Raw genomic sequence first — 23,006 nt, 5'->3', positions numbered from 1 at the left:
TTGCCACTTTTACAATTGGATCTTCTCCTGGCGGGCGGGCTCTGCGCAGCAGGCGCGTTCGTTCAGGACGGGACCGATGCGCAGGTACAGCCGGAAGACGCATCCGCTCAGCAGGAGCAGACCGCAGCACCCTCTCAGGAGACCCCGCTGCGCACCGAAATTCCTCCCAGCCGGACGCTCGATGATCTGATCCCCCAGAGCGCCGTGGGCGATGCCGAGGATTGGGCCGCGCAGGGTGTGGATGGACCGCAGCAGCCCGGGCCGCAACCCGAAGCCGTGGCAGAAGCAGCGCAGGATGGCCTCGAAGAAGGTCCCGATCCGGCGATCGCAGCCACGCTTGATGGTTTCGAGATCCCTGAGCCGGAGAGGTTGGAGCCCGACCCTGAAGTTGAGGCGCTGGCCGAAATCGATGCTCCGGATCTGATCGAATTCCCCGAGCTGGAAGAGTTCCAAGTCAGCGACGAACTGATACTCGCTTTTCCAGCCGATAACGATGCGTTCCCGGAGCGTACGAACTTCCTCGAACGGTTTGAAATGCTTTCGACGGTCGAGGCGCTGGAAAGCGGCGATGACACCGTGCCGCAGCTTGCCGCGCGCGCGCGGGCGGATGAGGAACTCCTGCTCGAAATGCTGCGGACCTACGGCTATTACAGCGGCGAGGTGGCGCGTCAGCTTTCAGGCGGGAGGCGGGGCGACAATGGCGATGTCGCAGGGGCCGATATCGATCCGCAGGTCCGCTTCGATATCCTGCCAGGCGAGCGGTATTCCTTTGGCGAGATTGATCTCGGCGATCTTTACGATGCGCCTGATAGCGAAGAGCTGCGGGCGAGCTTCGGGATCGAAACGGGCGATCCCCTGCAATCGGACAGGATCATCGAAGAAGAGCAGGATTTGCGTGTCGCTCTTGGTGAAAGCGGATATCCGTTCGCCGAGGTCGATGCCCCGTCGCTGCTGATCGATCATGCGAGGAGCGAAGGCGATCTGTCGCTTCCTGTCGAGCCGGGCGGCAAATACGTCTTCGGCGGCGTGCAGAGCTCCGATCCGGACTTCCTCTCGGGGCGGCATCTATCGCGCATTGCCCGGTTCGAGGACGGCGACGTCTATCAGGCAACCCTTCAGGCCGATTTGCGCCGCGCTGTCATCGCGACCGGCCTTGTGACCAGCGTCGCCGTGACGCCGCGCGAGATCGAGCCGCCGCAGGATGGCGAGCCCGGACAGGTGGCCATGGATGTCGAGTTCGAACGCGCGCCCGCACGGACGATAGCGGGAGCCGTCGGGTTCGGTACGGAAGACGGCGTGAAGGTCGAGGCGAGCTGGGAGCATCGCAATCTGTTTCCGCCCGAAGGTGCGCTGAGACTGCGCGGTATTCTGGGGACGCGGGAACAGCTCGCCAGCGTAACCTACAAGAAGAACAACTTTCGTGATCGCGATCAGGTGCTGACCATCGATACCTATGCGAGCGATATCGAAACCGAAGCGGTCGAGGCGCGCACCATTGCGCTGCGCGGAACCTTCGAGCGGGTTTCCAATCTGCTGTTTCAGAAGCCGCTGAGCTGGCAGGCCGGCGCCGAGATACTCTACACGGATGAGCGCAATAGTGTCGAAGATGGCGAGCCGGGCCCGCGCCAGGTCTACACAATCGGCAGCGTGTTCGGCAGCGCGACCCTAGATGCGAGCGACGATCTGCTCGACCCGACCAGCGGATACCGGATTACCGGCTTTGCAGCGCCTGAGGTTTCGCGGTCTCTTGGAGAAACGACCTATTACGTGCGGACCCAGGCCGACGCGAGCTATTACCAAGAGGTCGGCACAACCGTGCTCGCGGGCAGGGTTCGCGCTGCGGCGATCGTGGGTGCAGAGGCTTTTGAAATCGCGCCATCGCGCAGGCTCTATGCCGGCGGCGGCGGTTCCGTGCGCGGCTATGCCTTTCAGGCTATCGGGCCGAGGGACGAGTTCGGCGAAGCGCTTGGTGGCGGTTCGGTGGTCGAATTGTCGCTTGAGGCGCGCATTCAGACGGGTTTTCTCGACGGCGCGATTGAAGTCGTTCCCTTTATCGATGCCGGTTCTGTTGCGCGCAGCTCCCGGCCGGATTTCAGCGTAATCCAGTACGGCGCAGGTGTCGGCATCCGCTACAAAACCACCTTCGGACCGATCCGGGTCGATGTCGGCGCGCCGCTCAACCCGACCGAATTCGATGCGCCGGTGGTCGTCTATGTCAGTCTGGGGCAGGCGTTTTGATGGCGGAAGATGACGTCATGAGCCCCGAAGAGGCCGACACGCCTGTCCGCAAGCGGAAGCGCCGCTGGGCCAAGCGTGCGGGCTGGGCCATGGCCATTGTGCTGCTGCCGCTGGTGCTCATTGCCCTCTTCCTGAGCTCGCCCATCGGCAAACGCTTCGTGACCGAACAGATAGCTCAGGTCGCGCCGGCATCGGGCCTTCGGTTTCAGGTTGGGCGGATTGAAGGCGACATATACGGACAGGCGGTCCTGCACGATGTCATCTTCAGCGATCCCAATGGAGAATTCCTGACCATCCCGGAAGTGGTTCTCGATTGGCACCCGCTCACATTCCTCTGGAGCGGGATCGATGTGCGCGAACTGACCGCGCGGCGCGGCAGGCTGGAGCGGCTTCCCGAGCTCCTGCCCGGCGATCCGGACGCCCCGTTACTTCCCGATTTCGATATCCGCGTCGATGAGCTTGTCATCGACAACTTCGTGCTCGCGCCGGGCATCGCCGGGGATCAGGCCCATACGGTCGATTTGAGCGGCAGGGTCGACATCCGTTCCGGGCGGGCGCTTGTGCAAGCCGATGGGCGCGTCGGTCCGGAAGATCGCCTCGCGCTGCTGCTCGACGCGGAGCCGGACGGTGACCAGTTCGATATCTCGCTCGATTACCATGCCGCGGCGGACGGACCGATCGCGCTGATCGCCGGTCTCGACGCGGCCTATGACGCGCAGATAGAGGGCGACGGCACCTGGTCGCAGTGGATCGGCTATGCCTTGGTGACCCGTCAGCGCAGGGATGCCGAACAAGAGCGGATTGCGGCGCTCAGGCTGACCAACAATGCTGGCACCTACAGCGCTCTGGGCCAGATCAACGCCCCGGTCGAAGGCGGCAGGATAGTCGATCGCGCGCTCGGCGATGCGGTGTCGCTCGCATTGGTAGGCACTCTGGAAGAGAGTATCTTTGATGGGCGGATTGCAGCGATCACATCGGCTCTGGATGTTCGCGGCAGTGGGGGCGTCGATCTCGCCGGCAATCGCTTCGACGATTTCGAAGCGCGCACTGTGCTACGCGATCCCGAACTGCTTGGCGAAGCATTTGCCCTTCAGGCTGCGCAGCTTTCGGCGACAATCGATGGTCCCTTTCGCGACCTTAGAATCGCGCACGAGCTTTCTGCCGAGCAATTCGCGCTGGGTACAACAGTTATCGATGGGCTTTACCAATCGAGCACAGCAACTTTTGATGGCGAACGGTTCTTGCTGCCGCTCGACGCGCGCGTTGAGCGGATTACGAGCGGCATCGAGCTGGTCGATCCCAGGCTGACGGACGGCACTCTTACCGGCACCCTGACCTTTGCCGGCACCCAGCTGAACGCGGACAACGCGCGTATCACCTTCCCGGGGCTGAACGCTGTTCTCGCGCTGAGGGGCAACACCGCGCAGGGGATCTATGCTGTGGCCGGGCCCGTAAGAGCGAGTGATCTGGTGCTCGACAGCATCGGCACAATCGACGCCACAGCCGATCTTGTGGCGCGTTTCGGCGCTGTCCCTTGGAGTGTGCGCGCAAATCTCAGTGGCGAGCTGGGCAGCGTTTCCAATGCGAGCGTGGCGAGCATCGCAGGGGAGACGCTGTCATTCGACGGTGCATTCGGGGTGGCAGCCGACCAGCCGATAGTCCTGCGCGACGTCTCTCTCGAAAGCGAACGATTGACCGCGCAATTCGACACCCGGGTCGCCAGCGGTTTGACGTCGATCGAGGGTGGCGGAAGCCATGTGCAATACGGCCCCTTTACCGTGGATGCCGAGATCGGCGGAGAGGGTCCGCGCGCGAATCTGGTGCTGGCAGACCCGCTGCCCGCCGCGGGCCTGCGCGATGTGAATCTCGCGATCGCGCCGAGCGAAAACGGTTTCGCCATCGACACATCGGGAGAGTCGCTGCTCGGTCCGTTCGACGGCTCGCTGGGCCTCGTCCTTCCTGCCGATGCGCCCACACGCATCGCGGTCAATCGCATGCGAATTTACCGGACCAATGTGACGGGCGCACTGACGCTGCGCGATGCGGGAATAGCAGGCGAGCTGGCCCTGGCGGGCGGCGGTCTCGATGGCACTTTATCGCTCTCACCTGCTGCCAATGGCGCTCAGAGTTTCGACGTCGATGTGGAAGCGCGGCAGGCGCAGTTCGGCGGAGAGACGCCGATCGGCCTCGCTTTCGCGGATATTGATGCGTCCGGGACCTTCCGCGAAGGCAGCAACCAGATCAGCGCCAATATCGAAGGCTCCGGGCTGGAATACGGCGCGCTGAGTATCGCCAATTTCGCCGCGACCGCCTCGATCGATAACGGGGTCGGCGACGTGGTCGCATCGATCGCCGGACGGCGAAGCGATGGCTTTGCGCTCAAGCTGGACGGCGATATCGCGCCTGAACGCATCGCGCTGTACGCGCGGGGCGAATATGGCGGGCGCGAGATCACCATGCCGAGGCGCGCGGTGCTTACTGCACAGGAAGATGGCGGATGGCGGCTCGCTCCGACCCAGATCGGTTTTGCACGCGGTTTCGCAATTCTCGAAGGGCAGCTTGGCGGGAACGAAACCGAGCTGAGCGCCAAACTGGCGCAAATGCCGCTCCGGCTCGCCGATCTTGCTGGTGCCGACCTGGGGCTCGGCGGACGGCTGTCTGGCATCCTGACATGGAATCAGAGCGCCGGGGCTCCTCCAACGGCAAATGCGCGCGTGCGTATCGATGATTTCACGCGGTCGGGTCTTCTCCTGTCATCGACGCCGATCGACGTTCTCGCCGTCGCCGATCTGACCGCTCAGCGTCTCACTCTGGGAGCGCGTTTGCGTGTGGATGATGATCCGCTGGGAAGGCTGGATGCTCGCATTACGGGCCTCAGCGGCGATAACGGCCTCGCCGACCGGCTGATGCGCGGAAGGCTGAATGCCGATTTCGCCTATGACGGAAGTGCCACCGCGCTTTGGCGCCTCGCTGCGATAGAAACCTTCGACCTGACCGGCCCGATCACCGTTAACGCAAGCGCGACCGGGACGCTCGCAAACCCGCGGATCACCGGAGCACTGGCGAGCGACGACCTGCGCCTGCAGAGCGCGATTTCGGGAACCGATATCGAGGATGTGACGGTGCGGGGACGCTTTGCCGGCTCGCGGCTCGTGCTTTCGCGCTTCGCAGGGACCACACGTGGCGGCGGCACCGTGAGCGGCAGCGGTACCGTTGATCTTGGCTCTATGGGCGCCGGTCGCGGTCCGCAGATCGATTTGCGCGCCGCTGCGAGCGATGCGAGATTGCTGGCGGCGAACGGTCTGGATGCGACGATCACCGGACCGTTGCGGATCGTTTCGAATGGGTCCGGCGGAACCATTGCAGGCCGTGTCTCGATCGACCGGGCGACCTGGAAGCTGGGAATCGCGGCTGAAGACATGTCCCTGCCGCAGATCGAAACGCGGGAGGTCAACCGGCCAGATGGCCTTGGCGCTCAGACCAGAACGGCATCCGCCTCGTGGCGTTACCTCATCAATGCGTCGGCGCCGAGCCGTGTGTCGGTCGACGGCTTGGGTCTGGAAAGCGAATGGGGCGTCGACATTGCCTTGCGGGGAACAGTGGATGACCCGCGCTTGGGCGGCGAGGCGCGGCTTGTGCGCGGCGACTACACCTTTGCCGGGACACGCTTCGACCTGACCGAAGGCCGCATCGCGTTCGATGCCAATGTCCCGATCGATCCGCGGCTGAATATCGAAGCGGAGACCAGCGCCAACGGCACCAATGTCACGGTATCGATCACCGGCAACGCGCAGACGCCCGAAATCGCTTTTTCCTCCGAGCCCTCGCTGCCGGAGGAGGAAATCCTCGCGCAGCTGCTCTTTGGAGGATCGGTCACCTCACTTTCCGCGACCGATGCCGTCCAGCTGGGCGCTGCGCTCGCATCGCTGAGAGGCGGAGGCGGCGGCATCGACCCAATCGGCAATCTGAGGCGTTCAATCGGGCTCGATCAGCTCCGCATCGTCAGCGCCGACCCCGCGCTTGGCCGGCAGACCGGCGTGGCGCTGGGCAAGAACCTGGGTCGCCGTGTCTATGTCGAGATCGTAACCGACGGACGAGGCTACAGCGCAACATCGGTGGAGTACCGTGTAACGCGCTGGTTGGCTCTCCTCGGCACAGTGTCCACGATCGGCCGCGACAGCGTGCTGGCAGAGATCAGCCGGGACTACTGACCGACTAGCCGCCGTCTGCGCCGAGCAACGCTTCAGGGTCAACGAGCACTCCGTCGATCGGAATGACAACGCCGTTCTGTCCGACAACCGGATCGCCTGCGATATTCGCGCTCTGCCCGGCACCGTTGCTGACCACTATCGTCTCACCATCGAGTGAAAGGGTGAGGGCACCCGATCCAAAGGTCGCCATGCTCACCTCGCCGCCATTCTCTTCGATGGCGGTCCGGATCGCGTCAGGGGTTAGCGCACCGGGGACCATGTGGTCGCGCAATACGGCGGCGACGATCGCGCCCCGTTCCTCGTTTTCGAGGGTTTCCTGCGCGTTCTCGCCGAGCCTCTCGAACGCCGCATCGGTCGGTGCCATGATCGTATAGCTTGCTTCGCCTTCGAGCACGCCGCTGAGGCCGGTCCGCTCGAACGCGTCTGCCGCTATCGAAATCGTGCCGACGTCGCCGACGATTTCAGCGAGCGCATCGCCGGAGCGATCAGTCACGCCGTTCGCAGTTTCGATGTCGTCGGTCTCGCTGCCGCACGCTGCTAGCATTAGCGCGATACCGGCAAGCAGAGCAGTTTTCCTTGTCTGTTGAGCCATTTGTATTTTCCCCTCAGATCGCGAGGTCGATTGCCGCGGCGACCAAGGCCGTTTCCGGATCGATTTCGTAGATGTAGCCATCAGCGTATCGGTACCGTGCGCCCGGGCGGTCGTAATAGCGATCGCGATAGGCATAGGGCACGTTGTAAACGTCGTAGCCACGCGGCATGGGCTGACCGACGACGATATCATCGCCTGTGAGCAGCGCCGCTACCGACGTGATTGCCGCCGTTTCCGGATTGACCCGGTAAATGACATTGTCGGCATAGCGATAGCCGCGCGGGTCATCGAAACCGTAGTAATCCTCGTAATAGCGCGGCAGGCGGCGTGCCTCGTAAGTGCTGGGCCAGATGTTGCCGATGCCAAGCGCTCCTGCGAGAAGCGGGACGAACCCGGCGAGCCCATCTGCCCGGTATCTCAGCAGATAGCCGTCGTTGTAGAAGAAACGTCCGCCATCGCCGCCGAACAGGCCGAAGAAGCCCGGATCGTAACGGCGGAAGCGCTGGCGGGCCTGACCAGGCGGAAGGCAGCCATTGCGCTTCTTCGCAAGGCCGGGCGGGCAGCCGCCGATAAGACGCGTCCGGGTGCCGAATGTGTCGCGCGGCAGGGCAGGTGCGAACCCGATATCGATGTCGATCCCGTTGCCGCCACCGCGACCTTGATTGCCGCGATTTCCGTTGCCGCGTACGACAGCGGAACCAATGCCATTCCCGTTACCGCGCACGATTCCGGGGCCGCCGCCGCGATTCCCGCCGCCCCGATTGACCTGACGCGGGGGACCTCCGCGATTTCCTGCATTGCGGTTGCCATTTCCCCCGCCGCCTTGCGCCTGGATCGGCGGGCCACCGCGATTCCCGGCATTGCCGCGACCGCGACCATTGCCGCCGCCGTTGCCGGGATTGCCTCTCTCGGCAGCCGATGGCGGCCCGCCATTGCCCTTACCCTTGCCGTTTCCCTGTCCCTGCGCAAGTGCTGCAGGACTGGCGATAAGCGCGATTGCTGCTGCGCTCGCGAGCCATCTCATCATGCAAATTTCTCCTTGGAAGAGACAACTACGGCGGCGAAGGCAGGTTCCGTCCCGACGACACCTCAGCGTCGCGAGCTCAGTCAGCCCGCCTATACAGCGCCGCCTCTTCTGAGCGGCGCCTGACGAGCCCTTTCAGAACGCGGCCCCCGGCCATGTTCCAGCGAGCGAACTCCGCTGCTGCCCCTTCGTAGTCGCTGGCCACGTGCCGCCGCGTGAGCGTGGCGCGGGCAATTGCGCCTGTATTGTAGTGGAAGCTGACCATGGCGTCGAACTGGTTCTGCGTCGTCGGAGCATCGCCTATCGCGCGCGCCACACCCTGGGCGTAGCGTTTCAGGTCGTTCTCAAGCCGCGTGTCGCATTGGTCCTGTGACCAGACGGTTCCCGCGGCGATGCGGCCTCCGGTGCCGTCCGGCCCTGTTGCTCCCCATCCGATGGTCCATGGGTCGCCGCCTGTTCCAGGGTCCGGATAGGCTTCGATCAGGCCGTCCGGGCGCAACCGCGCGCACCCCTCGAACCGCTTTATGAGCGCAGTGCCCCTTGGCCCGATTGCGGGGGGGCTTTCATCGAGACATGGACCGCATGTTACACGGTCCTGGACCGAACTATCGCGCTCGGTATCCGGTTCGCTTCCATGGAGCGCATCCAAGGCACCGTCGATTGCCTTCACTTCGGATTGACGGAAACCGCGCCGCAATATCGCGCGAATGGTGTCGAACAGGATTTTTCGGGAATTGGTTGCAGGCATAAACTGGCCTCCTTGAATTCATGGGAGACCGGGCAATTAGACATAAAATGTCTGAGTAGGAAAATAGTCTTCCAACCAACCGCACTGCCGATTTGGCACATACGCCGCATTGCTCCAGGCGATCTCGTCTCAGGGTGCAGCGCGCATGATAAATCTGAGTATGTTTACCGTTATCTTACGCTTCTATCGAAACGAATTGTTCCTGTTAGCTACCGTGCAAACCCCCGACTCAGGTCACCTTTTTCACGATGCAGTCTGCCGCCGAGCGGGTGCATATCTCAACCTGCGTGATACCCCACGCAAGTCGGTGAGCGGGGTGATCCATTCGAATTAACTACGGTTCGAAGGGCCAGCTTAAGCATTGTCGGCGAGTTTGGAGGGCGGCGGATATCTAATCCGTCGTCGGGGTCACTTGGCGGGAAAAATTAGCTTTGAGCACAACTATCGATCGTGCGTCTGAGGACGCCTGCGTTGCTGATCGACAGGCCGAAAAGGCCGCCGACAGCGGGGATGCGTCGGCATCGGTTCCTTTCCAGAAAAGCGCTGCGGTAGCAGGGCTCGCAATCGCCACCGCTGCGTGCGGCGGTGGTGGTAGCGGCGGCGGATCGAGCGGCAGTCCCACGGTCACGAGCGGCACGCCCCCACCATCCCCCCCACCGCCCGTGATACGGCGCCCTGAAAACGACACGCAGGCCGCTCGCTTCCTCCTGCAATCCTCATTTGCGGTAAGCCCGGGCGCGATCGATCAGGTGACCAGTGAAGGCTATGAGCCATGGCTGGATCGGCAGATGGCGAGTTCGAATTCACAAAGCGCGCAGGAATTCTTTTCCAGCCGCAGTTTCGATCAGGTGAATGACGAACGCCATTACAACTCGGCCCAGACCGGCGACGGGATGATCTGGTCGCAGCTCATGATCGGGGGCAGCAGCGTGCGGAAACGGGCGGCGCTGGCCCTTTCCGAGTTCTTCGTGGTCTCCTTGAATTCGGTCAATATGACATGGCGGTCGCCTGCCATTGGGGAATACTGGGATATTTTGAATCGGCACGCCTTCGGTAATTACCGGGACCTGATCGAAGACATCTCTTTGAACCCGGCCATGGGCGTATTTCTCAACACGCGCGGGAACCGAAAGGCGGATCCACGCACCGGCCGAGTCCCGGACGAAAACTACGGCCGCGAAATCATGCAGTTGTTTTCGATCGGCCTTTACGAACTCAACCCGGATGGAACGCAGCGCCTGTCTGGCGGTGAACCGATTGAGACTTACGATAACGAAGACGTGACCGGCATTGCCAAGGTCTTCACCGGATACGATTACGATTTTACCGACATCGGATTTACGGTGGAGGTGGGTGGTACCCGCGAAATCCCGGACGCTCGATATACGCGTCAGCCGATGACAGCGGATTCGACCCGTTGGCGATATCCGCGGGACGAATCATTTCACTCGGACGAAGAGAAACAGTTTCTGGGCCTGACGATCCCCGCCGGGACGAGTGCGTCGGAAAGCCTGGCAATGGCTCTCGATCATCTTTTCGAACATCCAAACGTTGGACCATTCTTCGGAAAGCAAATGATCCAGAGGCTGGTTACCAGCAACCCCAGTCCGGGTTATGTCGAGCGCGTCGCGGCGGCGTTCGACGATAATGGCAGCGGGACGCGAGGCGATCTGCAAGCAGTGTTCAAAGCCGTCTTGCTGGATGACGAAGCGCTCGATCCGGCCAACGTGTCGGCAGCCGGTTTCGGTAAATTGCGGGAGCCGATGCTCCGCTTCGTCCAGCTGGGCCGGACTTTCGGCGTCCGCTCAATCACGGGCGACTGGGAAGTCGGCAATTTCTCGGACGCCTCGAACCAGCTTGGGCAATCGCCCCTGCGATCACCGTCGGTGTTCAATTTCTTCAGACCGACCTATTTCCCGACCGGTTCTCAGGCGGCGGACAATGGGCTTCTCGCGCCCGAATTTCAGCTCGTCAACGAGACCTCCGTCGCCGGCTACGTGAATTTCATGGAGCGCGCGATCGAGATGCGCGGTTATCGTTTTCGCGACCTCGAGCTCGATTACTCGGAAGAGGTCGCCATTGCCGATGACAGCCTGCAATTGCTGGACCGGCTCGATCTGCTGCTTACGGCGAACCAGCTGTCGCAGGAGGTCCGCGATGTCATCCAGGCGGCGATGGACGATGTGGTTCTCGATGAAACCAGCACGGACGAAGACAGACTTCGCAGGGTCCATATCGGCGTATTGCTGACAATGGCCTCCACCGATTACCTCATTCAGAAATAAGGGCGCAAAAATGTATATCGGCAAAGATATCGAATTGTCTCGCCGTGCGTTCATGCGCCGGTCCAGTCAGCTGGCAGCCATGGGCGGCGCCTCGGCTTACGCACTGGGTCTCGCAGGGATCGGTGAGGCTGCGGCTTTTTCTACGGACGGCGACTACAAGGCGCTGGTTTGCGTGTTCCTTTATGGCGGCAACGATCATGGGAACACGCTGATCCCATTCGACCCCGTAAACTACGCGCTCTATTCGAACATCCGCGGCGGTGGCGGTTCGGAAGCGGGTGGCGGTATTGCGCTGGCACGCGACAGCTTGGCCTCGACCATGTTGATGACCCCGGACGATCAGACGCTGACGGACGATATCACCTACTCGCTTGCTCCCACGATGCCGCTGCTGAAGTCGCGCTACGACGAAGGGGTGATGGCGCCGCTGCTCAATGTCGGCCCGCTGGAGGCCCCACTGACACGGGCGCAGTATGATGATCGCAGTGTGCCGCGGCCGGCGAAGCTGTTTTCGCATAACGACCAGCAATCGACGTGGCAAAGCTCTCAGCCGGAAGGGTCGCGTACCGGATGGGGCGGGCGCATGGGTGATCTCGCCCAATCTTCGAACACCAATATGATGTTCACAGCGATTAACGCGACGGGGAACGCGGTTTTTCTGAGCGGTGAGCAAGCAGTTCCCTATCAGGTCTCGGCCAACGGGGCGACGCTGTTCCGACCACTGCGGAATGGGCGTCTGTTTCGCTCCGAGGCGGCTGCCGGAGCGCTTGAGACGGTCCTGCGGACCGGAACCGGCAACGTGCTCGCCGCCGATCATGCCTTGGTCAACGATCGCTCGATCCAGTACGGCACCTTCGTCAACGACGCAATTTCGTCGACAACGCTCACGACCGATTTCGGCGAGGACAACTCGCTTGCCGGGCAGTTGCGCGCTGTCGCTTCCTTGATCGCGGCGCGCGGATCGCTGGGCGTGACGCGCCAAGTCTTCATGGTATCGATCGGCGGTTTCGATAACCACGATGGGCTGATTGGACAGCATGAGGGACGGCTGGCGCAGGTGGATTTCGCGCTCGATGCCTTTTACCGGGCCACAATCGAACTGGGCGTCGCCGACAAGGTCACGACCTTCACCGCATCCGATTTCGGCCGGACGCTCGCTTCGAATGGCGATGGCTCCGATCACGGCTGGGGAAGCTTTCACTTCATCATGGGCGGGGACGTCAATGGCGGACGGTTCTATGGCCGCGCGCCGCAAATCTCGGTGGAGACGGACGACCAGGTCGGGCGGGGGCGCCTGCTTCCCACGACCTCGGTCGACGAATACTCCGCGACCTTGGCGCGCTGGTTCGGCGTCTCGGATTCGGAATTGCCGATCATCTCGCCCAATATTGGCCGCTTCGCCGCGCCGAACCTCGGCTTTATGAAAGAGAGAACCCCCGCGCCGTGATGCCGACGTAGCGGGAGGGAAAATCGATCATGCCATATGAAAAGGGCCGCCCGGATTGCTCCGGACGGCCCTTTTTTTGTGCGTAAGCGTAGCGATCAGGCGCTGTAATACATGTCGAACTCGACCGGGCTCGGCGTGGTTTCGAGGCGCATGACCTCTTCCCACTTGAGCTCGGAATAAGCGACGATCTGATCCTGCGAGAAGACATCGCCTTTGAGCAGGAATTCGTGATCGTCCTCGAGCGCTTCAAGTGCTTCGCGCAAGCTGCCGCACACGGTCGGCACATCGGCAAGCTCGGCCGGAGGCAGATCGTAGAGGTTCTTGTCCATCGCATCGCCCGGGTGGATCTTGTTCTCGATCCCGTCGAGGCCCGCCATCAGCAGCGCCGAGAAAGCGAGGTATGGGTTGGCCAGAGCATCGGGGAAGCGGAATTCGACGCGCTTCGCCTTTTCGCCCGCGCCATATGGAATACGGCAAGATGCCGACCGGTTGCGCGCCGAATAGGCGAGCAGCACGGGCGCTTCGAAGCCGGGAACCAGACGCTTGTAGCTGTTGGTCGTGGCGTTGGTGAAGGCATTGACCGCTTTCGCGTGCTTGATGACACCGCCGATGTAGTGGAGGCAGGTTTCCGACAGGCCGGCGTATTCATTGCCGGCGAAGGTCGGCTTGCCGTCCTTCCAGATCGACATGTGGCTGTGCATGCCGCTGCCGTTATCGTCCTTGATCGGCTTGGGCATGAAGGTTGCCGTCTTGCCATATGCATGGGCTACCTGCTGCACGACATACTTGTAGATCTGCACCTGGTCGGCTGCTGTCGTCAGCGAGGAGAAGGTGATGCCAAGCTCGTGCTGCGCAGCGGCCACTTCGTGGTGGTGCTTGTCCATGTTGAGGCCCATTTCGAGCATCGTCGCGACCATTTCGCCGCGGATGTCCATGGCGCTGTCAACCGGCGCGACGGGGAAATAGCCGCCCTTGGCGCGCGGTCGGTGCCCCATATTGCCCATCTCGTATTCCTTGCCTGTGTTGGTCGGCAACTCGATGTCGTCGATCGCATATCCCGAACCGGCATAGCCATCTTCGAAACGGACATCGTCGAACATGAAGAATTCAGGCTCCGGCCCGACATAAACGGTATCGCCAATTCCGGTGGAGGCGAGATAAGCTTCTGCGCGCGTCGCGGTCGAGCGCGGGTCGCGCGAATAAAGCTGGCCGTCCGATGGCTCGACGATGTTGCAGAACAGGCTGAGCATCGGCGTTGCGCTGAATGGATCGATGTATGCCGCGTCCATATCCGGTTTGAGGATCATGTCGCTTTCATTGATCGTCTTCCAGCCCTCGATCGAGGAGCCGTCGAACATCAGGCCGTCTTCCAGCGCGTCTTCATCCATGACCCCGGCGGCCATGGTCAGGTGCTGCCATTTGCCCTTGGGGTCGGTGAAACGCAGATCGACCCATTCGATCTCTTCATCCTTGATCTTCTTGAGGACATCTTTGGTGCTAGCCATGGTGGTATTCTCCAGCTGGTAGTTCGAGAGGAAAGCTCGTCTCTATGACGAGCGAGAGCGGGTTTCGTTCAAAAGGTGCGCGTCAAATCGCGTCATCGTTGGTTTCGCCGGTGCGGATGCGCAATGCGGCCTCGATCGGGCTTACGAAAATCTTGCCGTCGCCGATCCGCCCGGTCTGGGCTGCGGCAGCGACGGCTTCGACCACGCGTTCAGCCTGGTCGTCCGCGACCACGACCTCGAGTTTCACCTTGGGAAGAAAATCCACGACATATTCAGCGCCGCGGTAAAGTTCCGTGTGCCCTTTTTGTCGGCCAAACCCTCGCGCCTCGGTGACGGTGATACCGGACACGCCGATTTCGTGCAGCGCCTCCTTCACCTCGTCGAGCTTGAACGGTTTGATAATCGCCTCGATCTTCTTCACGTGTGCGGCTTCCCCCGGATCGGTCTGATCATGGCATTAATGTACCAAGAATCGTGCCAAGTGATGAGCAACACCGAGTTACTTGATACTCGCGCGGGCGCAAGGGTCTTGCTGCGCCTGAGCGAGATTGAGCAAGAAAATGCTGCTGCTTCGTGCGCTGCCCAGTTTCCGCACTGTGCCTGCCTAAAAATTGGGCAGGCCGCCTGCGGAGGCGTTAGCGCGCCAGGGCCAATCCGGTCGTTTCGGGAAGGCCGCACATGATGTTGAGATTCTGGATCGCAGCGCCCGATGCGCCTTTGCCAAGATTGTCGAGCACGGCGACAAGCCGCGCCTGAGAACCGTCACCGGAATCGTACACATAGAGGTCCATCCCGTCCCAGGCCGTTGCCCCTTCGCGCAGGAGCAATTCGGATGGCAGATCGGAAGCTTTCCGCACCGTCACGATTTCGCTGTCTTCGTAGAAGCCGGTTAGCTCCCCTTCAAGGAATGCCGCAGAGGTCGCGCCGGTCATCGCCGATAGCGGAAGCGGGACGTCGACCACCATGCCCCGGTGCGCGTGGACCACGCTGGGCGAGAAAACCGGCGGATGCGCGAGCCCGATCGTTTGCTGCATCTCGGGCAAATGCTTGTGTCCTAGACTGAGCCCATAGGCGCGAAATGCGATGTCGCTTTCCTCAGCGAACCTGCCGATGAGCGCATTCCCGCCGCCCGAATATCCGCTGACGGCGTTGACGGTGTAGGGCCAGTCTGCCGGCAATAGACCGGCCTTCACCAATGGCCCGACCAGCGCGAGAAAGCCGGTGGGATAACAGCCGGGATTGGCGACATATTGTGCCGATGCGATCGCGTCCCGGCCGGTTAACTCCGGGAAGCCGTAGGCCCAGCCTTGCGCCACGCGGTGAGCGGACGAGGCGTCGATAATGCGGGTGTCGCTGCCGCTCGCGAGCGCCACCGCCTCTCGCGCGGCATCGTCAGGGAGGCAGAGAATTGCCACCTCCGCTTCCGTTAGAGCCTGCTTTCGAGCATCCACGTCCTTGCGCTGCGCATCATCCAGCACGATCAGTTCGAATTCGCTGCGCCCGGCCAGCCGCTCGCGGATTTCCAGACCGGTCGTACCAGCCGCTCCGTCGATGAAGATACGTGTCGTCATGGGAAGCGTTCTACCTGCTTCACACCGGCGTTCAATCGGTAAGGCAACTCGCCTTGCAATAGCCGCTCGGCCCCTCGGGACCAACGCAGCCCCAGGCCCACTCGCCGGCGAAGTCGAGCAGTTCGAAACGCGTGCCCGCAGCCAGATGATGCATGACCTCGCTGTCGTCGCGCGCCGCAAGGTATAGGTCCGCGCCCTGATCGCCGATCGTGCGCAGATGCGGGACTACGTAATGTGCGGCCAAATGGGTTCCGGCGAGTGCGATATGGGCGAGATCACCGCGTAGCGGCAGGCTGCCGGGCCTGGGCTTGGCGACAGGGCCGGTCAGGCCGAGAATGCCCTCCGGTATGCCGTAATCGCCTGATTGCACCTCTGTGCCGCTCATTCAGGAAGAACCTTCCGCCCCGTTCAATTTGCCATGCCAAAGAGGCAGCCGCAGTGAACCTGCGCGCTTAGCGGCAAGCGGATGCACGGGCAAGTCGCCGTTTTGTAACGTCCCGGCGCAAGACGTTCGTCAGTTGCCGAAACGATTTTTCAGCATGTGCCACGCCGCCCGCAGACCATACGCCGTCCCGCCTTTGCTGCGACCGGGTTTCGCAAAAGGGCGCCATGCGAAGGTATCGAAGTGCACCCAGTCGATGTCTTCACCGACGAAGCGGTCGAGGAACAGGCCAGCTACACTTGCCCCAGCATAAGGATTGGTGTGGGCGTTGGCGATGTCGGCAATATCGGATTTGAGGTATTCGCGGTACGCCTCTGGCAGGGGCAGACGCCACGGCTCATCGTCGTTCGCCTTGCCCGCTTTGACCAGCGCCTGTGCAGTGTCATCCTTACGCGCCATCATCGCGGCGTAATCTGGGCCGAGCGCCACTCGGGCCGCTCCGGTCAGGGTTGCGAAATCGATGATCAACTCTGGATTTTCCTCGCTCGCCCGCGTCAGGGCATCGCCGAGGATCAGCCGCCCTTCCGCATCGGTGTTGTGGATCTCGACGGTCAACCCCTTGCGGCTGTTAAGCACGTCACCGGGGCGGAATGCGTTTCCGGAAATCGCATTTTCAACCGCCGGCACGAGCAGATGCAGGCGCACTTTCAATCTGCCGCCCATGATCAGGCCCGCAAGGGCGATGGCATGCGCTGCGCCGCCCATATCCTTTTTCATCAGGCGCATTCCCGATCCCGGTTTGATGTCGAGACCGCCAGAATCGAACGCCACGCCTTTGCCGACAATCGCGAGCACCGGATCGCTCTCCGAGCCCCAGGTCAGATGCATTATGCGCGGTGCATGCTTGCGATCGGCGGCGCGGCCCACGGCGTGCACCATTGGGTATCCCTGCTCCAGCGCATCGCCCTTGGTCACGTTGAGCTCGCCGCCATGCACTTTGACCAGTTTCTCGCATTCAGCCTCCAGTGCGGCCGGTCCCATGTCCTCGGCGGGCGTGTTGACGAGATCGCGGACAAGCATTTCCGCCTGCGCCTCGGCCATGACCGCGTCGATCCGGCCCGGCTGGTCGGTGAGCAGGATGCGCGGCCCTGCGGCATTCTCATCCTCGGTGTAGCGAGTGAAGCGATATTGTGCGGTAAGCCATCCGAACATGGCCGGACCCGCGCCCGTTTCCGCAGCCTTGCCGACAAGGCGGTATGTCCCTTCGGGCAGCTCGTCAGCGAGTTTGGCGAGGCACCAGCTGGAAAGCTCGCCCGGATCGGCAACCCCGCCGACAGCGAAAAAGCCATCGCCGTCAGGGACAATCCCGACCTGATAGCCGCGCCCTTCGAATTTCTGGCCGGTCAGGCTGGCGCGCTGAGCGGCGCTCAATGTCTTGGCGAATTCGTCGAAGCCGTCGGCGTTGACGAGATGGATGGCAATGGCGTCTTGCCCGCGGTCGGGCTGGATCAGGTCTTTAATATCGGTCATGCCCTTCCAATTAGTGAGCGCACGCGGCATGTCACGCAAAGTTTCGCGGCGGGGAGGGCTGCATGAAAGCCACGGGAGTATGCGCGGCACTGGCTGCGATGGCGTTGACCGCGTGTTCGTCGCCCGCCGAGGTTGGCGAGGATGTGGGCGTCAAGCTGGCAAACGGTGTCGAAGCCGAGGGTTTGCGCAGTCTTACCGGCGAATATGAATTCGAATATTCCTGGCCGCGTGAGGCTGCCGCTGTCCCGGCTTTGCGAGAATTGATGCGGACGCTGGCCGAGGAAGATCAAGCGGCGCTGAACGAGGCTGCCCGCGAGGCGAAGTCTGACGCTGACGAATTCGGCTATCCCTTCCGCAGCTACACGCGCGAAACGAAGTGGGCGGTTGCCGCCGATACGCCGCGCCTGCTCTGGCTCTCGGCAAGCACCTATTTCTACACCGGCGGTGCCCACGGCAATACCGACTTCGGTGCAATCGTGTGGGACCGCGAGGCGGAGCTGGCGCTGGCTCCGCTCGCGCTGTTCAATGCATCCGAAGCGATCGAAAACGCTCTTCGCGAACCCTATTGCGCAGGACTGCTCGCGGCGCAGGAGAAACGCCTGGGCGAGGGCTTCGTCAATGAGGGAGATTTGTTCGCAGGCTGTCCTGCGCTGTCCGAACTGACGCTGTCGGCCAGCTCTGCAGAAGGTGCCGCGATCGACGGCCTGATCCTGATAGCGGCGCCCTATGTTGCGGGGTCCTTCGCCGAAGGTCCGTACGAGATCGCGCTTCCGGTGACGCCCCAAATACTCGAGGCTGTGAAGCCGGAATACCGCGGTGCGTTCGCAGTGCCGGAGTAGAATTTCCCGCGAAGTGGAAATCTTCCGCCAGCTTCGCTACATGGGCTGACATGACAGAATACCAACTCGTAGAGAGCAGCGACACCGTCTATCGCGACGGCACGATCAAGCTGCACACTGAAGAAGGCTTTGAGGGGATGCGCAAGGCAGGACGCCTTGCCGCCACGATCCTGGACGAAGTGGCGGACCTGGTCTTACCGGGCGTTACGACCGCGCAAATCGATGATCGCATTCGCGAAATGATGCTCGATGCGGGCGCGGTTCCGGCGACGTTGGGATACCGCGGATACACCCATTCGAGCTGTATCTCGATCAACCATGTGATCTGCCACGGTATCCCGAGCGAGAAAGTGCTGAAGGAAGGGGATATCCTCAACGTGGATGTCACGCCCCTGCTGGACGGGTGGCACGGCGATACTAGCCGTATGTTCTTTGCCGGCGAACCTTCGATCAAGGCAAAGCGGCTGGTCGATGTGACCTATGACTGCCTGATGCTCGGTATCGAGGCTGCCAGCAAACCGGGCGCGAGGCTCGGCGATATCGGTGCTGCGATCGAGGCGCATGCGAAGCAGTTCCGCTACGGGGTTGTGCGCGAGTTTTGCGGCCACGGGCTCGGGCGGTTGTTCCACGACGCGCCCGAAGTGGTCCATGCTGGCAAAGCGGGCACCGGGCCGGAATTGAAGCCGGGCATGTTCTTCACAATCGAACCGATGATTAATCTCGGTAAGCCGTGGGCCAAGGTCCTGGGCGATGGCTGGACCGCGGTGACCCGCGACAAATCGCTCTCCGCGCAGTTCGAACACAGCCTTGCGATTACCGATGATGGGGTGGAGATATTCACCAAGAGTCCTACGGGGCGCGACAAGCCGCCTTATTCGTGATCCGCTGATCCGATAGAGGCGCGGGCAGGATCATATGCGGTCGTTTGCAGACTTGCTCACTATCTATCGCATAGTCGCCGCGCCCGTCGTTGCGGCCATGGCAATTGCCGGACAGCGCGATGCGTTTTTTATCCTGCTCATCATCAGCCTTGCAACAGATGCGGCTGACGGCCCCATTTCGCGGTGGACGGGCACTGCATCCCGGCGGGGTGCGCGGCTTGACACTATCGCCGATGCGCTGACCACCATTGCCGCCCTGTTGGGCCTCTATATTTTCGAGCGTACGACGATCGAGCCCGATATTGTGTGGCTCTACGCTTTTCTAGCGAGCTATGCTGCGGCAGCATTGGTCTGCCTCGCAAAATTTCGAGTGTTGCCCGCCTATCATCTTTATTTGTCGAAGCTTGGAGCTGTTCTGGCCGGGCTGTTTATCGTCGCGCTTTACGTGCTTGGATATTCGCGCGGCTTCCTGATTGCGGTGTTTGCCGTCGGCATTGCCGCCAATCTTGAATCCATCATCACGACGCTGCGCCTCCAGCGATTTCGCGCCGACATCGGCAGTGTCTTCCGTCTCGGCGGGGACGGGCGCGGTGCGGGCGCCTAAACGAAAAACACCGCCAGCACCGCAACCATGACGACGATGACAGCGACCGAGTAGATCAGCATGTCGCGCACTTCGCGCGTAAGGCGGCGCATCGTCAGCCATTCATAGCTCAGCGTCATCAAAACCGTGATCGGCAGCTGCACCGCAATCGCGACTGGGTCGGGGAGGCCAATCACCTGAATGACGCGGGCATAGGCAGGTGTCATCAGCGCCAGCGTGCCGATCAGCATAGCCTGCCGGTGCGGATGGATTCGCCGCTGCCTGGCGAAATGGATGCCTGCAACATACAGCGGGACGAAGGTGACGAACGCCGCGACGTTGACGATGGTGACTTCGAACCGGCCAAGCTCCTGCCCGATATTCCAGGAGATGATAACGCCCGACACCACCATGGCAGCCACGAGGATGATCGATGCGCGGCCCAGAGCCTTGTGCACGCTGAACCGTTTCCAAGCGGCCAGCGAAGCCTGATTGGCGAACAGGGCGAGCCACGCCAGCATGACTGCCGCATGAAAGATGACGATCGGGGTGTAGCGCGCCTGCACCTCGGTGTGGATCAGCGCCTTTGCGCCAAAAGCGAGCACCGTGAACAGCAGCAGCCCGTTGCCGATCCGCCGCAGTCTTATATTGGCGGCGATCTGGTCCCTTGGTTCAAGCAATGTCGCGTCACCCCTAGATATCTCTGGCAGCCCTGATGGCGGCGCCGGCCGCAAATGGCGCGATTGCCACCAGCAGAAGGCTTGTAGCTGCAACGAAGCCGAGGCTCGCTTGATCCTGACGGGCCAGCGCGCCCGCGCCGAATATGAGGATCGGCAAGGCGAGAGGGATGAGCAAAAGACCGGAAAGCGCCGCGCCTGCGCGCAGGGATGCGGTGAGCGCAGCGATCATCAATCCGATTGCGGCAAGGCCAGGAGTGCCCGCAAGCAGACCGAGCAGCAGCAGGTGCAGCGTCGGACCGTCGAGAGCAAGCAAGGCCGCGGCGGGGAAAGCAGCGAGGATCAGCGGCGGGCCGAAACTGAGCCAATGCGCGAGAAGGCGCACCGCCATTATCGCTTCCTCGGTCAGGCCACGCAGTTTGAGCTGATCGAACACGCCAAGCTCGATATCCTGCGCGACCAGTTTTTCGAGCGGCAGGATCGCGGCGAGCAGCGCTGCGATCCAGACGACGCCGCCGCCGGTTCGGGCGAGCATTTGCGGGTCCGGTCCAACGGCGAAGGGATACAGCATTGCCACCGCGACGAAGAACACGACCGGCAGCGCGGCTCCTCCTCCGGCGAAAGGGAAGAACTTTCCCAGGTCGCGTTTGAGGAGAGTGCCGATCATGGCAGTCGCTCCGCAGCAGGCGCATAATCCTCGATTGCGAGAGTGGTTAGCCCTTCGATCGCGAGCGGCTGGTGCGAGGCGATCAGCGCTATTCCTCCGCCCGTCACGTGCTCGCTGATCAGCGCAGTGACCTGCTCCATGGCGCGCGCGTCCAGCCCGCTGAGTGGCTCATCAAGCAGCCAGATCGGCACGTTGCGACCAAGCAGAGCGGCCAGCCCCGCGCGTTTCCTCTGGCCCGTCGAAAGGTACCGGACCGGCACATCGAGCAGCGGGCCCAGGACCAAAAGAGTGACGGTCTCGGCAGGATCGCCGCATCCATCCACGCTCTGCCAGAATTGCAGCGCCCGTCCCAGCGGCTGGTCCGGATCGAGCCCGGTGCGCTCGTCGAGCAAGCCTATCGCCCCGCTGGAGAGCACCTGGCCGATAAAGGGCGTTTTCAGCCCCGCTAGCGCGCGGATCAGCGTGGTCTTGCCCGTCCCGTTCGCGCCGGTGACATGCATCGCGGCGCCTGGGCCGAGTTCGAACGACAGGCCGCGAAACAGCACCCTGTCGCCGCGGCGACAGGCGAGGTCTCTAGCGGAAAGTGAAGGAGCGGCAGAACCTTGCATCGAGATGTGCGTTAGGCAAAAGCAACCCTGCTAACAACACTCTCCCCTAGGAGTTTCCCAATGGCCAATGTTCCCGAGCTTGACGATAAAGAACGCGAAACCCTGTTGTCGGACCGTACGGATTGGGAACTGGCCCGTGAAGGCAAGGCGATCACGCGCACATTCCAGTTCGGCGATTTTTCCGAGGCGTGGGGTTTTATGAGCCGCGTTGCGCTGCTGGCGGACGCACAGGATCATCATCCGGAATGGTTCAATGTCTACGCCAAGGTGGAGATCACGCTGACCACCCACGATGCCGGAACCAACGGTGGATTGTCGCACCGTGACACCAAACTTGCACGCGCCATCGATAATTTGCTCGGCTAATTACTTGCCCAGCAGCGAGGCGGCCTTGCGTTGCTGCTTGCGGATCTTGCCCGGCATCCAGCGCTTGGCAAAATTGAGCTGACGAGCGGTCTTGCCGACAATGTAGTGCATTTCGTGCCCATGGACGGCGCGCCAGATCGTCTCGGCAACCTCCTCCACCGGCGTAATCTCCAGGCCTGCTGCCCGCACCCGGTCGCGCACGGCCTCGTTCGAATGGCGGTTGCCGGTCCCGTCCAGCAGCGGCGTCTCGATGAAGCTGGGGCAGATCGAACACACCGTGATCTCGTCGGGCGCCCATTCGGCATCGAGGCTTTCCGCAATCCCGCGCACGGCGAACTTGGTGGCGCTGTAGACGCTCATTCCGCTGCCGCCGGTAATGCCGGCAGCACTGGCGATATTGACCAGGCATGATCCCGGCGCGATGTTCTTCAGGTGCGGATAAGCCGCCTGCGCGCCCCAGAGCACGCCCTTGAGGTTGATGTCGAGGCAGCGCTCTATCTCGTCCTGCTCGAGCTCCGCCAGCGGTCCGCCAGTGCCGATGCCGGCATTGTTGACCACCGCGTCAATCCGTCCGCCCGCAGCCGTACTGAACGCCTCGAGCGCAACGTCCCACGCCTCGCGGTCTCGCACATCGAGTTTGTGCATGTATTTGTAGCCGCCAGGGATCAGGCCGAGCGTGTCTTCCATACCGCTTTCATTGACGTCGGCGATTCCGACAAACCAGCCGCGCTCACCAAAATAGCGCGCCGTGGCCCGGCCGATACCTGACGCCCCGCCGGTGATGAAAATGCTGCGACGCTGTTCTGCTGCGCTCATGAGATCCCTCTTCCTCAAAACAAATCGCTCGGAGCC

The 23,006-nt window shown here is 62.1% G+C and carries 20 protein-coding genes; 8 read left to right on the top strand and 12 right to left on the bottom strand.

The annotated features are described in order from the left end of the window. Window positions 1–15 precede the first annotated feature (15 nt). Both IB285_RS09710 and IB285_RS09705 read left to right on the top strand, forming a co-directional pair. Window positions 16–2,238 carry a BamA/TamA family outer membrane protein gene (locus tag IB285_RS09710; protein WP_234033112.1) on the top strand — a complete coding sequence of 741 codons (2,223 nt, stop codon included), beginning with the start codon at window positions 16–18 and terminating at the stop codon, window positions 2,236–2,238. Next, window positions 2,238–6,449 (top strand): translocation/assembly module TamB domain-containing protein, encoded by a 4,212-nt coding sequence (locus tag IB285_RS09705; protein ID WP_234033111.1) that lies wholly within the window; start codon window positions 2,238–2,240, stop codon window positions 6,447–6,449. Before IB285_RS09710 ends, IB285_RS09705 begins: the two co-directional genes overlap by 1 nt. A 4-nt stretch (window positions 6,450–6,453) precedes the next feature. Here IB285_RS09705 and IB285_RS09700 read toward each other — a convergent pair whose 3' ends face one another. From IB285_RS09700 to IB285_RS09690, 3 genes are all read right to left on the bottom strand, one after another. Then, window positions 6,454–7,041, bottom strand: coding sequence for a fasciclin domain-containing protein (locus IB285_RS09700; protein ID WP_190787982.1), 588 nt, complete (start codon window positions 7,039–7,041; stop codon window positions 6,454–6,456). A gap of 13 nt (window positions 7,042–7,054) precedes the next feature. Next, window positions 7,055–8,068, bottom strand: a complete 1,014-nt coding sequence (locus IB285_RS09695; RefSeq protein WP_190787981.1) for a hypothetical protein — start codon at window positions 8,066–8,068, stop codon at window positions 7,055–7,057. Between the two features lie 76 nt (window positions 8,069–8,144). Beyond that, window positions 8,145–8,813 (bottom strand): lysozyme, encoded by a 669-nt coding sequence (locus tag IB285_RS09690; protein WP_190787980.1) that lies wholly within the window; start codon window positions 8,811–8,813, stop codon window positions 8,145–8,147. 431 nt (window positions 8,814–9,244) lie between these two features. Between IB285_RS09690 and IB285_RS09685 the strand changes: the two genes are divergently transcribed. Both IB285_RS09685 and IB285_RS09680 read left to right on the top strand, forming a co-directional pair. Next, window positions 9,245–11,098: a DUF1800 domain-containing protein gene (locus IB285_RS09685; protein ID WP_190787979.1), complete on the top strand. Its 1,854-nt coding sequence runs from the start codon at window positions 9,245–9,247 to the stop codon at window positions 11,096–11,098. A gap of 10 nt (window positions 11,099–11,108) precedes the next feature. After that, entirely contained in the window at window positions 11,109–12,545 is a 1,437-nt protein-coding gene (locus IB285_RS09680) for a DUF1501 domain-containing protein (RefSeq protein WP_190787978.1), read from the top strand. Between the two features lie 95 nt (window positions 12,546–12,640). On the opposite strand, the gene glnA is transcribed toward IB285_RS09680, so the two are convergent. The 5 genes from glnA to IB285_RS09655 all read right to left on the bottom strand — a co-directional run bounded on the left by glnA (window position 12,641) and on the right by IB285_RS09655 (window position 17,533). Beyond that, entirely contained in the window at window positions 12,641–14,050 is a 1,410-nt protein-coding gene (gene glnA, locus IB285_RS09675; protein ID WP_190787977.1) for a type I glutamate--ammonia ligase, read from the bottom strand. An 82-nt stretch (window positions 14,051–14,132) separates the two neighbouring features. Beyond that, a complete protein-coding gene (locus IB285_RS09670; RefSeq protein ID WP_190787976.1) occupies window positions 14,133–14,471 on the bottom strand; it encodes a P-II family nitrogen regulator in 339 nt (112 codons plus the stop codon). A 214-nt stretch (window positions 14,472–14,685) separates the two neighbouring features. After that, window positions 14,686–15,621 (bottom strand): N-acetyl-gamma-glutamyl-phosphate reductase, encoded by a 936-nt coding sequence (gene argC, locus IB285_RS09665; protein ID WP_190787975.1) that lies wholly within the window; start codon window positions 15,619–15,621, stop codon window positions 14,686–14,688. A 31-nt stretch (window positions 15,622–15,652) separates the two neighbouring features. Beyond that, window positions 15,653–16,006 (bottom strand): hypothetical protein, encoded by a 354-nt coding sequence (locus IB285_RS09660; protein ID WP_190787974.1) that lies wholly within the window; start codon window positions 16,004–16,006, stop codon window positions 15,653–15,655. Between the two features lie 129 nt (window positions 16,007–16,135). Beyond that, window positions 16,136–17,533, bottom strand: a complete 1,398-nt coding sequence (locus IB285_RS09655; RefSeq protein WP_190787973.1) for a leucyl aminopeptidase family protein — start codon at window positions 17,531–17,533, stop codon at window positions 16,136–16,138. 62 nt (window positions 17,534–17,595) lie between these two features. On the opposite strand from IB285_RS09655, the gene IB285_RS09650 reads away from it, so the two are divergent. Genes IB285_RS09650 through IB285_RS09640 form a run of 3 tightly spaced genes read left to right on the top strand, consistent with a single transcriptional unit; the run spans window position 17,596 to window position 19,857 of the window. Continuing rightward, window positions 17,596–18,372, top strand: coding sequence for a DUF4163 domain-containing protein (locus IB285_RS09650; protein ID WP_190787972.1), 777 nt, complete (start codon window positions 17,596–17,598; stop codon window positions 18,370–18,372). A gap of 50 nt (window positions 18,373–18,422) precedes the next feature. Further along, window positions 18,423–19,253, top strand: coding sequence for a type I methionyl aminopeptidase (gene map, locus IB285_RS09645; protein ID WP_190787971.1), 831 nt, complete (start codon window positions 18,423–18,425; stop codon window positions 19,251–19,253). Between the two features lie 34 nt (window positions 19,254–19,287). Further along, window positions 19,288–19,857, top strand: a complete 570-nt coding sequence (locus tag IB285_RS09640) for a CDP-alcohol phosphatidyltransferase family protein (protein WP_190787970.1) — start codon at window positions 19,288–19,290, stop codon at window positions 19,855–19,857. On the opposite strand, the gene IB285_RS09635 is transcribed toward IB285_RS09640, so the two are convergent. The 3 genes from IB285_RS09635 to ccmA are packed head-to-tail and all read right to left on the bottom strand — an operon-like array spanning window position 19,854 to window position 21,788. Then, window positions 19,854–20,516 (bottom strand): hypothetical protein, encoded by a 663-nt coding sequence (locus IB285_RS09635; protein WP_234033110.1) that lies wholly within the window; start codon window positions 20,514–20,516, stop codon window positions 19,854–19,856. The two genes, IB285_RS09640 and IB285_RS09635, sit on opposite strands and share 4 nt — an antisense overlap. Before the next feature lie 13 nt (window positions 20,517–20,529). Further along, window positions 20,530–21,180 (bottom strand): heme exporter protein CcmB, encoded by a 651-nt coding sequence (locus tag IB285_RS09630; RefSeq protein WP_190787969.1) that lies wholly within the window; start codon window positions 21,178–21,180, stop codon window positions 20,530–20,532. Continuing rightward, on the bottom strand, window positions 21,177–21,788 hold the full coding sequence (ccmA, locus tag IB285_RS09625) for a heme ABC exporter ATP-binding protein CcmA (protein ID WP_190787968.1): 612 nt from the start codon (window positions 21,786–21,788) through the stop codon (window positions 21,177–21,179). Before ccmA ends, IB285_RS09630 begins: the two co-directional genes overlap by 4 nt. A 60-nt stretch (window positions 21,789–21,848) precedes the next feature. On the opposite strand from ccmA, the gene IB285_RS09620 reads away from it, so the two are divergent. After that, complete coding sequence (locus IB285_RS09620; RefSeq protein WP_190787967.1) at window positions 21,849–22,154, top strand: 4a-hydroxytetrahydrobiopterin dehydratase; 306 nt, start codon at window positions 21,849–21,851, stop codon at window positions 22,152–22,154. Here IB285_RS09620 and IB285_RS09615 read toward each other — a convergent pair whose 3' ends face one another. After that, window positions 22,155–22,970: an SDR family oxidoreductase gene (locus IB285_RS09615; protein ID WP_190787966.1), complete on the bottom strand. Its 816-nt coding sequence runs from the start codon at window positions 22,968–22,970 to the stop codon at window positions 22,155–22,157. Window positions 22,971–23,006: the final 36 nt, after the last annotated feature.

Origin of the sequence: Erythrobacter rubeus, assembly GCF_014705715.1 — a bacterium.
GTDB classification, from domain to species: domain Bacteria; phylum Pseudomonadota; class Alphaproteobacteria; order Sphingomonadales; family Sphingomonadaceae; genus Erythrobacter; species Erythrobacter rubeus.
This window is presented reverse-complemented; position numbering and strand designations above follow the sequence as displayed.

What these genes read in the sequence shown, in the direction of transcription:
- IB285_RS09650 (WP_190787972.1), top strand. Translation starts at nt 17,596, where the DNA reads ATGAAAGCCACGGGAGTATGCGCGGCACTGGCTGCGATGGCGTTGACC.
- IB285_RS09660 (WP_190787974.1), bottom strand. Translation starts at nt 16,006, where the DNA reads ATGAGCGGCACAGAGGTGCAATCAGGCGATTACGGCATACCGGAGGGC.
- IB285_RS09620 (WP_190787967.1), top strand. Translation starts at nt 21,849, where the DNA reads ATGGCCAATGTTCCCGAGCTTGACGATAAAGAACGCGAAACCCTGTTG.
- IB285_RS09630 (WP_190787969.1), bottom strand. Translation starts at nt 21,180, where the DNA reads ATGATCGGCACTCTCCTCAAACGCGACCTGGGAAAGTTCTTCCCTTTC.
- IB285_RS09615 (WP_190787966.1), bottom strand. Translation starts at nt 22,970, where the DNA reads ATGAGCGCAGCAGAACAGCGTCGCAGCATTTTCATCACCGGCGGGGCG.
- IB285_RS09700 (WP_190787982.1), bottom strand. Translation starts at nt 7,041, where the DNA reads ATGGCTCAACAGACAAGGAAAACTGCTCTGCTTGCCGGTATCGCGCTA.
- IB285_RS09655 (WP_190787973.1), bottom strand. Translation starts at nt 17,533, where the DNA reads ATGACCGATATTAAAGACCTGATCCAGCCCGACCGCGGGCAAGACGCC.
- IB285_RS09705 (WP_234033111.1), top strand. Translation starts at nt 2,238, where the DNA reads ATGGCGGAAGATGACGTCATGAGCCCCGAAGAGGCCGACACGCCTGTC.
- IB285_RS09640 (WP_190787970.1), top strand. Translation starts at nt 19,288, where the DNA reads ATGCGGTCGTTTGCAGACTTGCTCACTATCTATCGCATAGTCGCCGCG.
- glnA (WP_190787977.1), bottom strand. Translation starts at nt 14,050, where the DNA reads ATGGCTAGCACCAAAGATGTCCTCAAGAAGATCAAGGATGAAGAGATC.
- IB285_RS09690 (WP_190787980.1), bottom strand. Translation starts at nt 8,813, where the DNA reads ATGCCTGCAACCAATTCCCGAAAAATCCTGTTCGACACCATTCGCGCG.
- IB285_RS09680 (WP_190787978.1), top strand. Translation starts at nt 11,109, where the DNA reads ATGTATATCGGCAAAGATATCGAATTGTCTCGCCGTGCGTTCATGCGC.
- argC (WP_190787975.1), bottom strand. Translation starts at nt 15,621, where the DNA reads ATGACGACACGTATCTTCATCGACGGAGCGGCTGGTACGACCGGTCTG.
- IB285_RS09695 (WP_190787981.1), bottom strand. Translation starts at nt 8,068, where the DNA reads ATGATGAGATGGCTCGCGAGCGCAGCAGCAATCGCGCTTATCGCCAGT.
- ccmA (WP_190787968.1), bottom strand. Translation starts at nt 21,788, where the DNA reads ATGCAAGGTTCTGCCGCTCCTTCACTTTCCGCTAGAGACCTCGCCTGT.
- map (WP_190787971.1), top strand. Translation starts at nt 18,423, where the DNA reads ATGACAGAATACCAACTCGTAGAGAGCAGCGACACCGTCTATCGCGAC.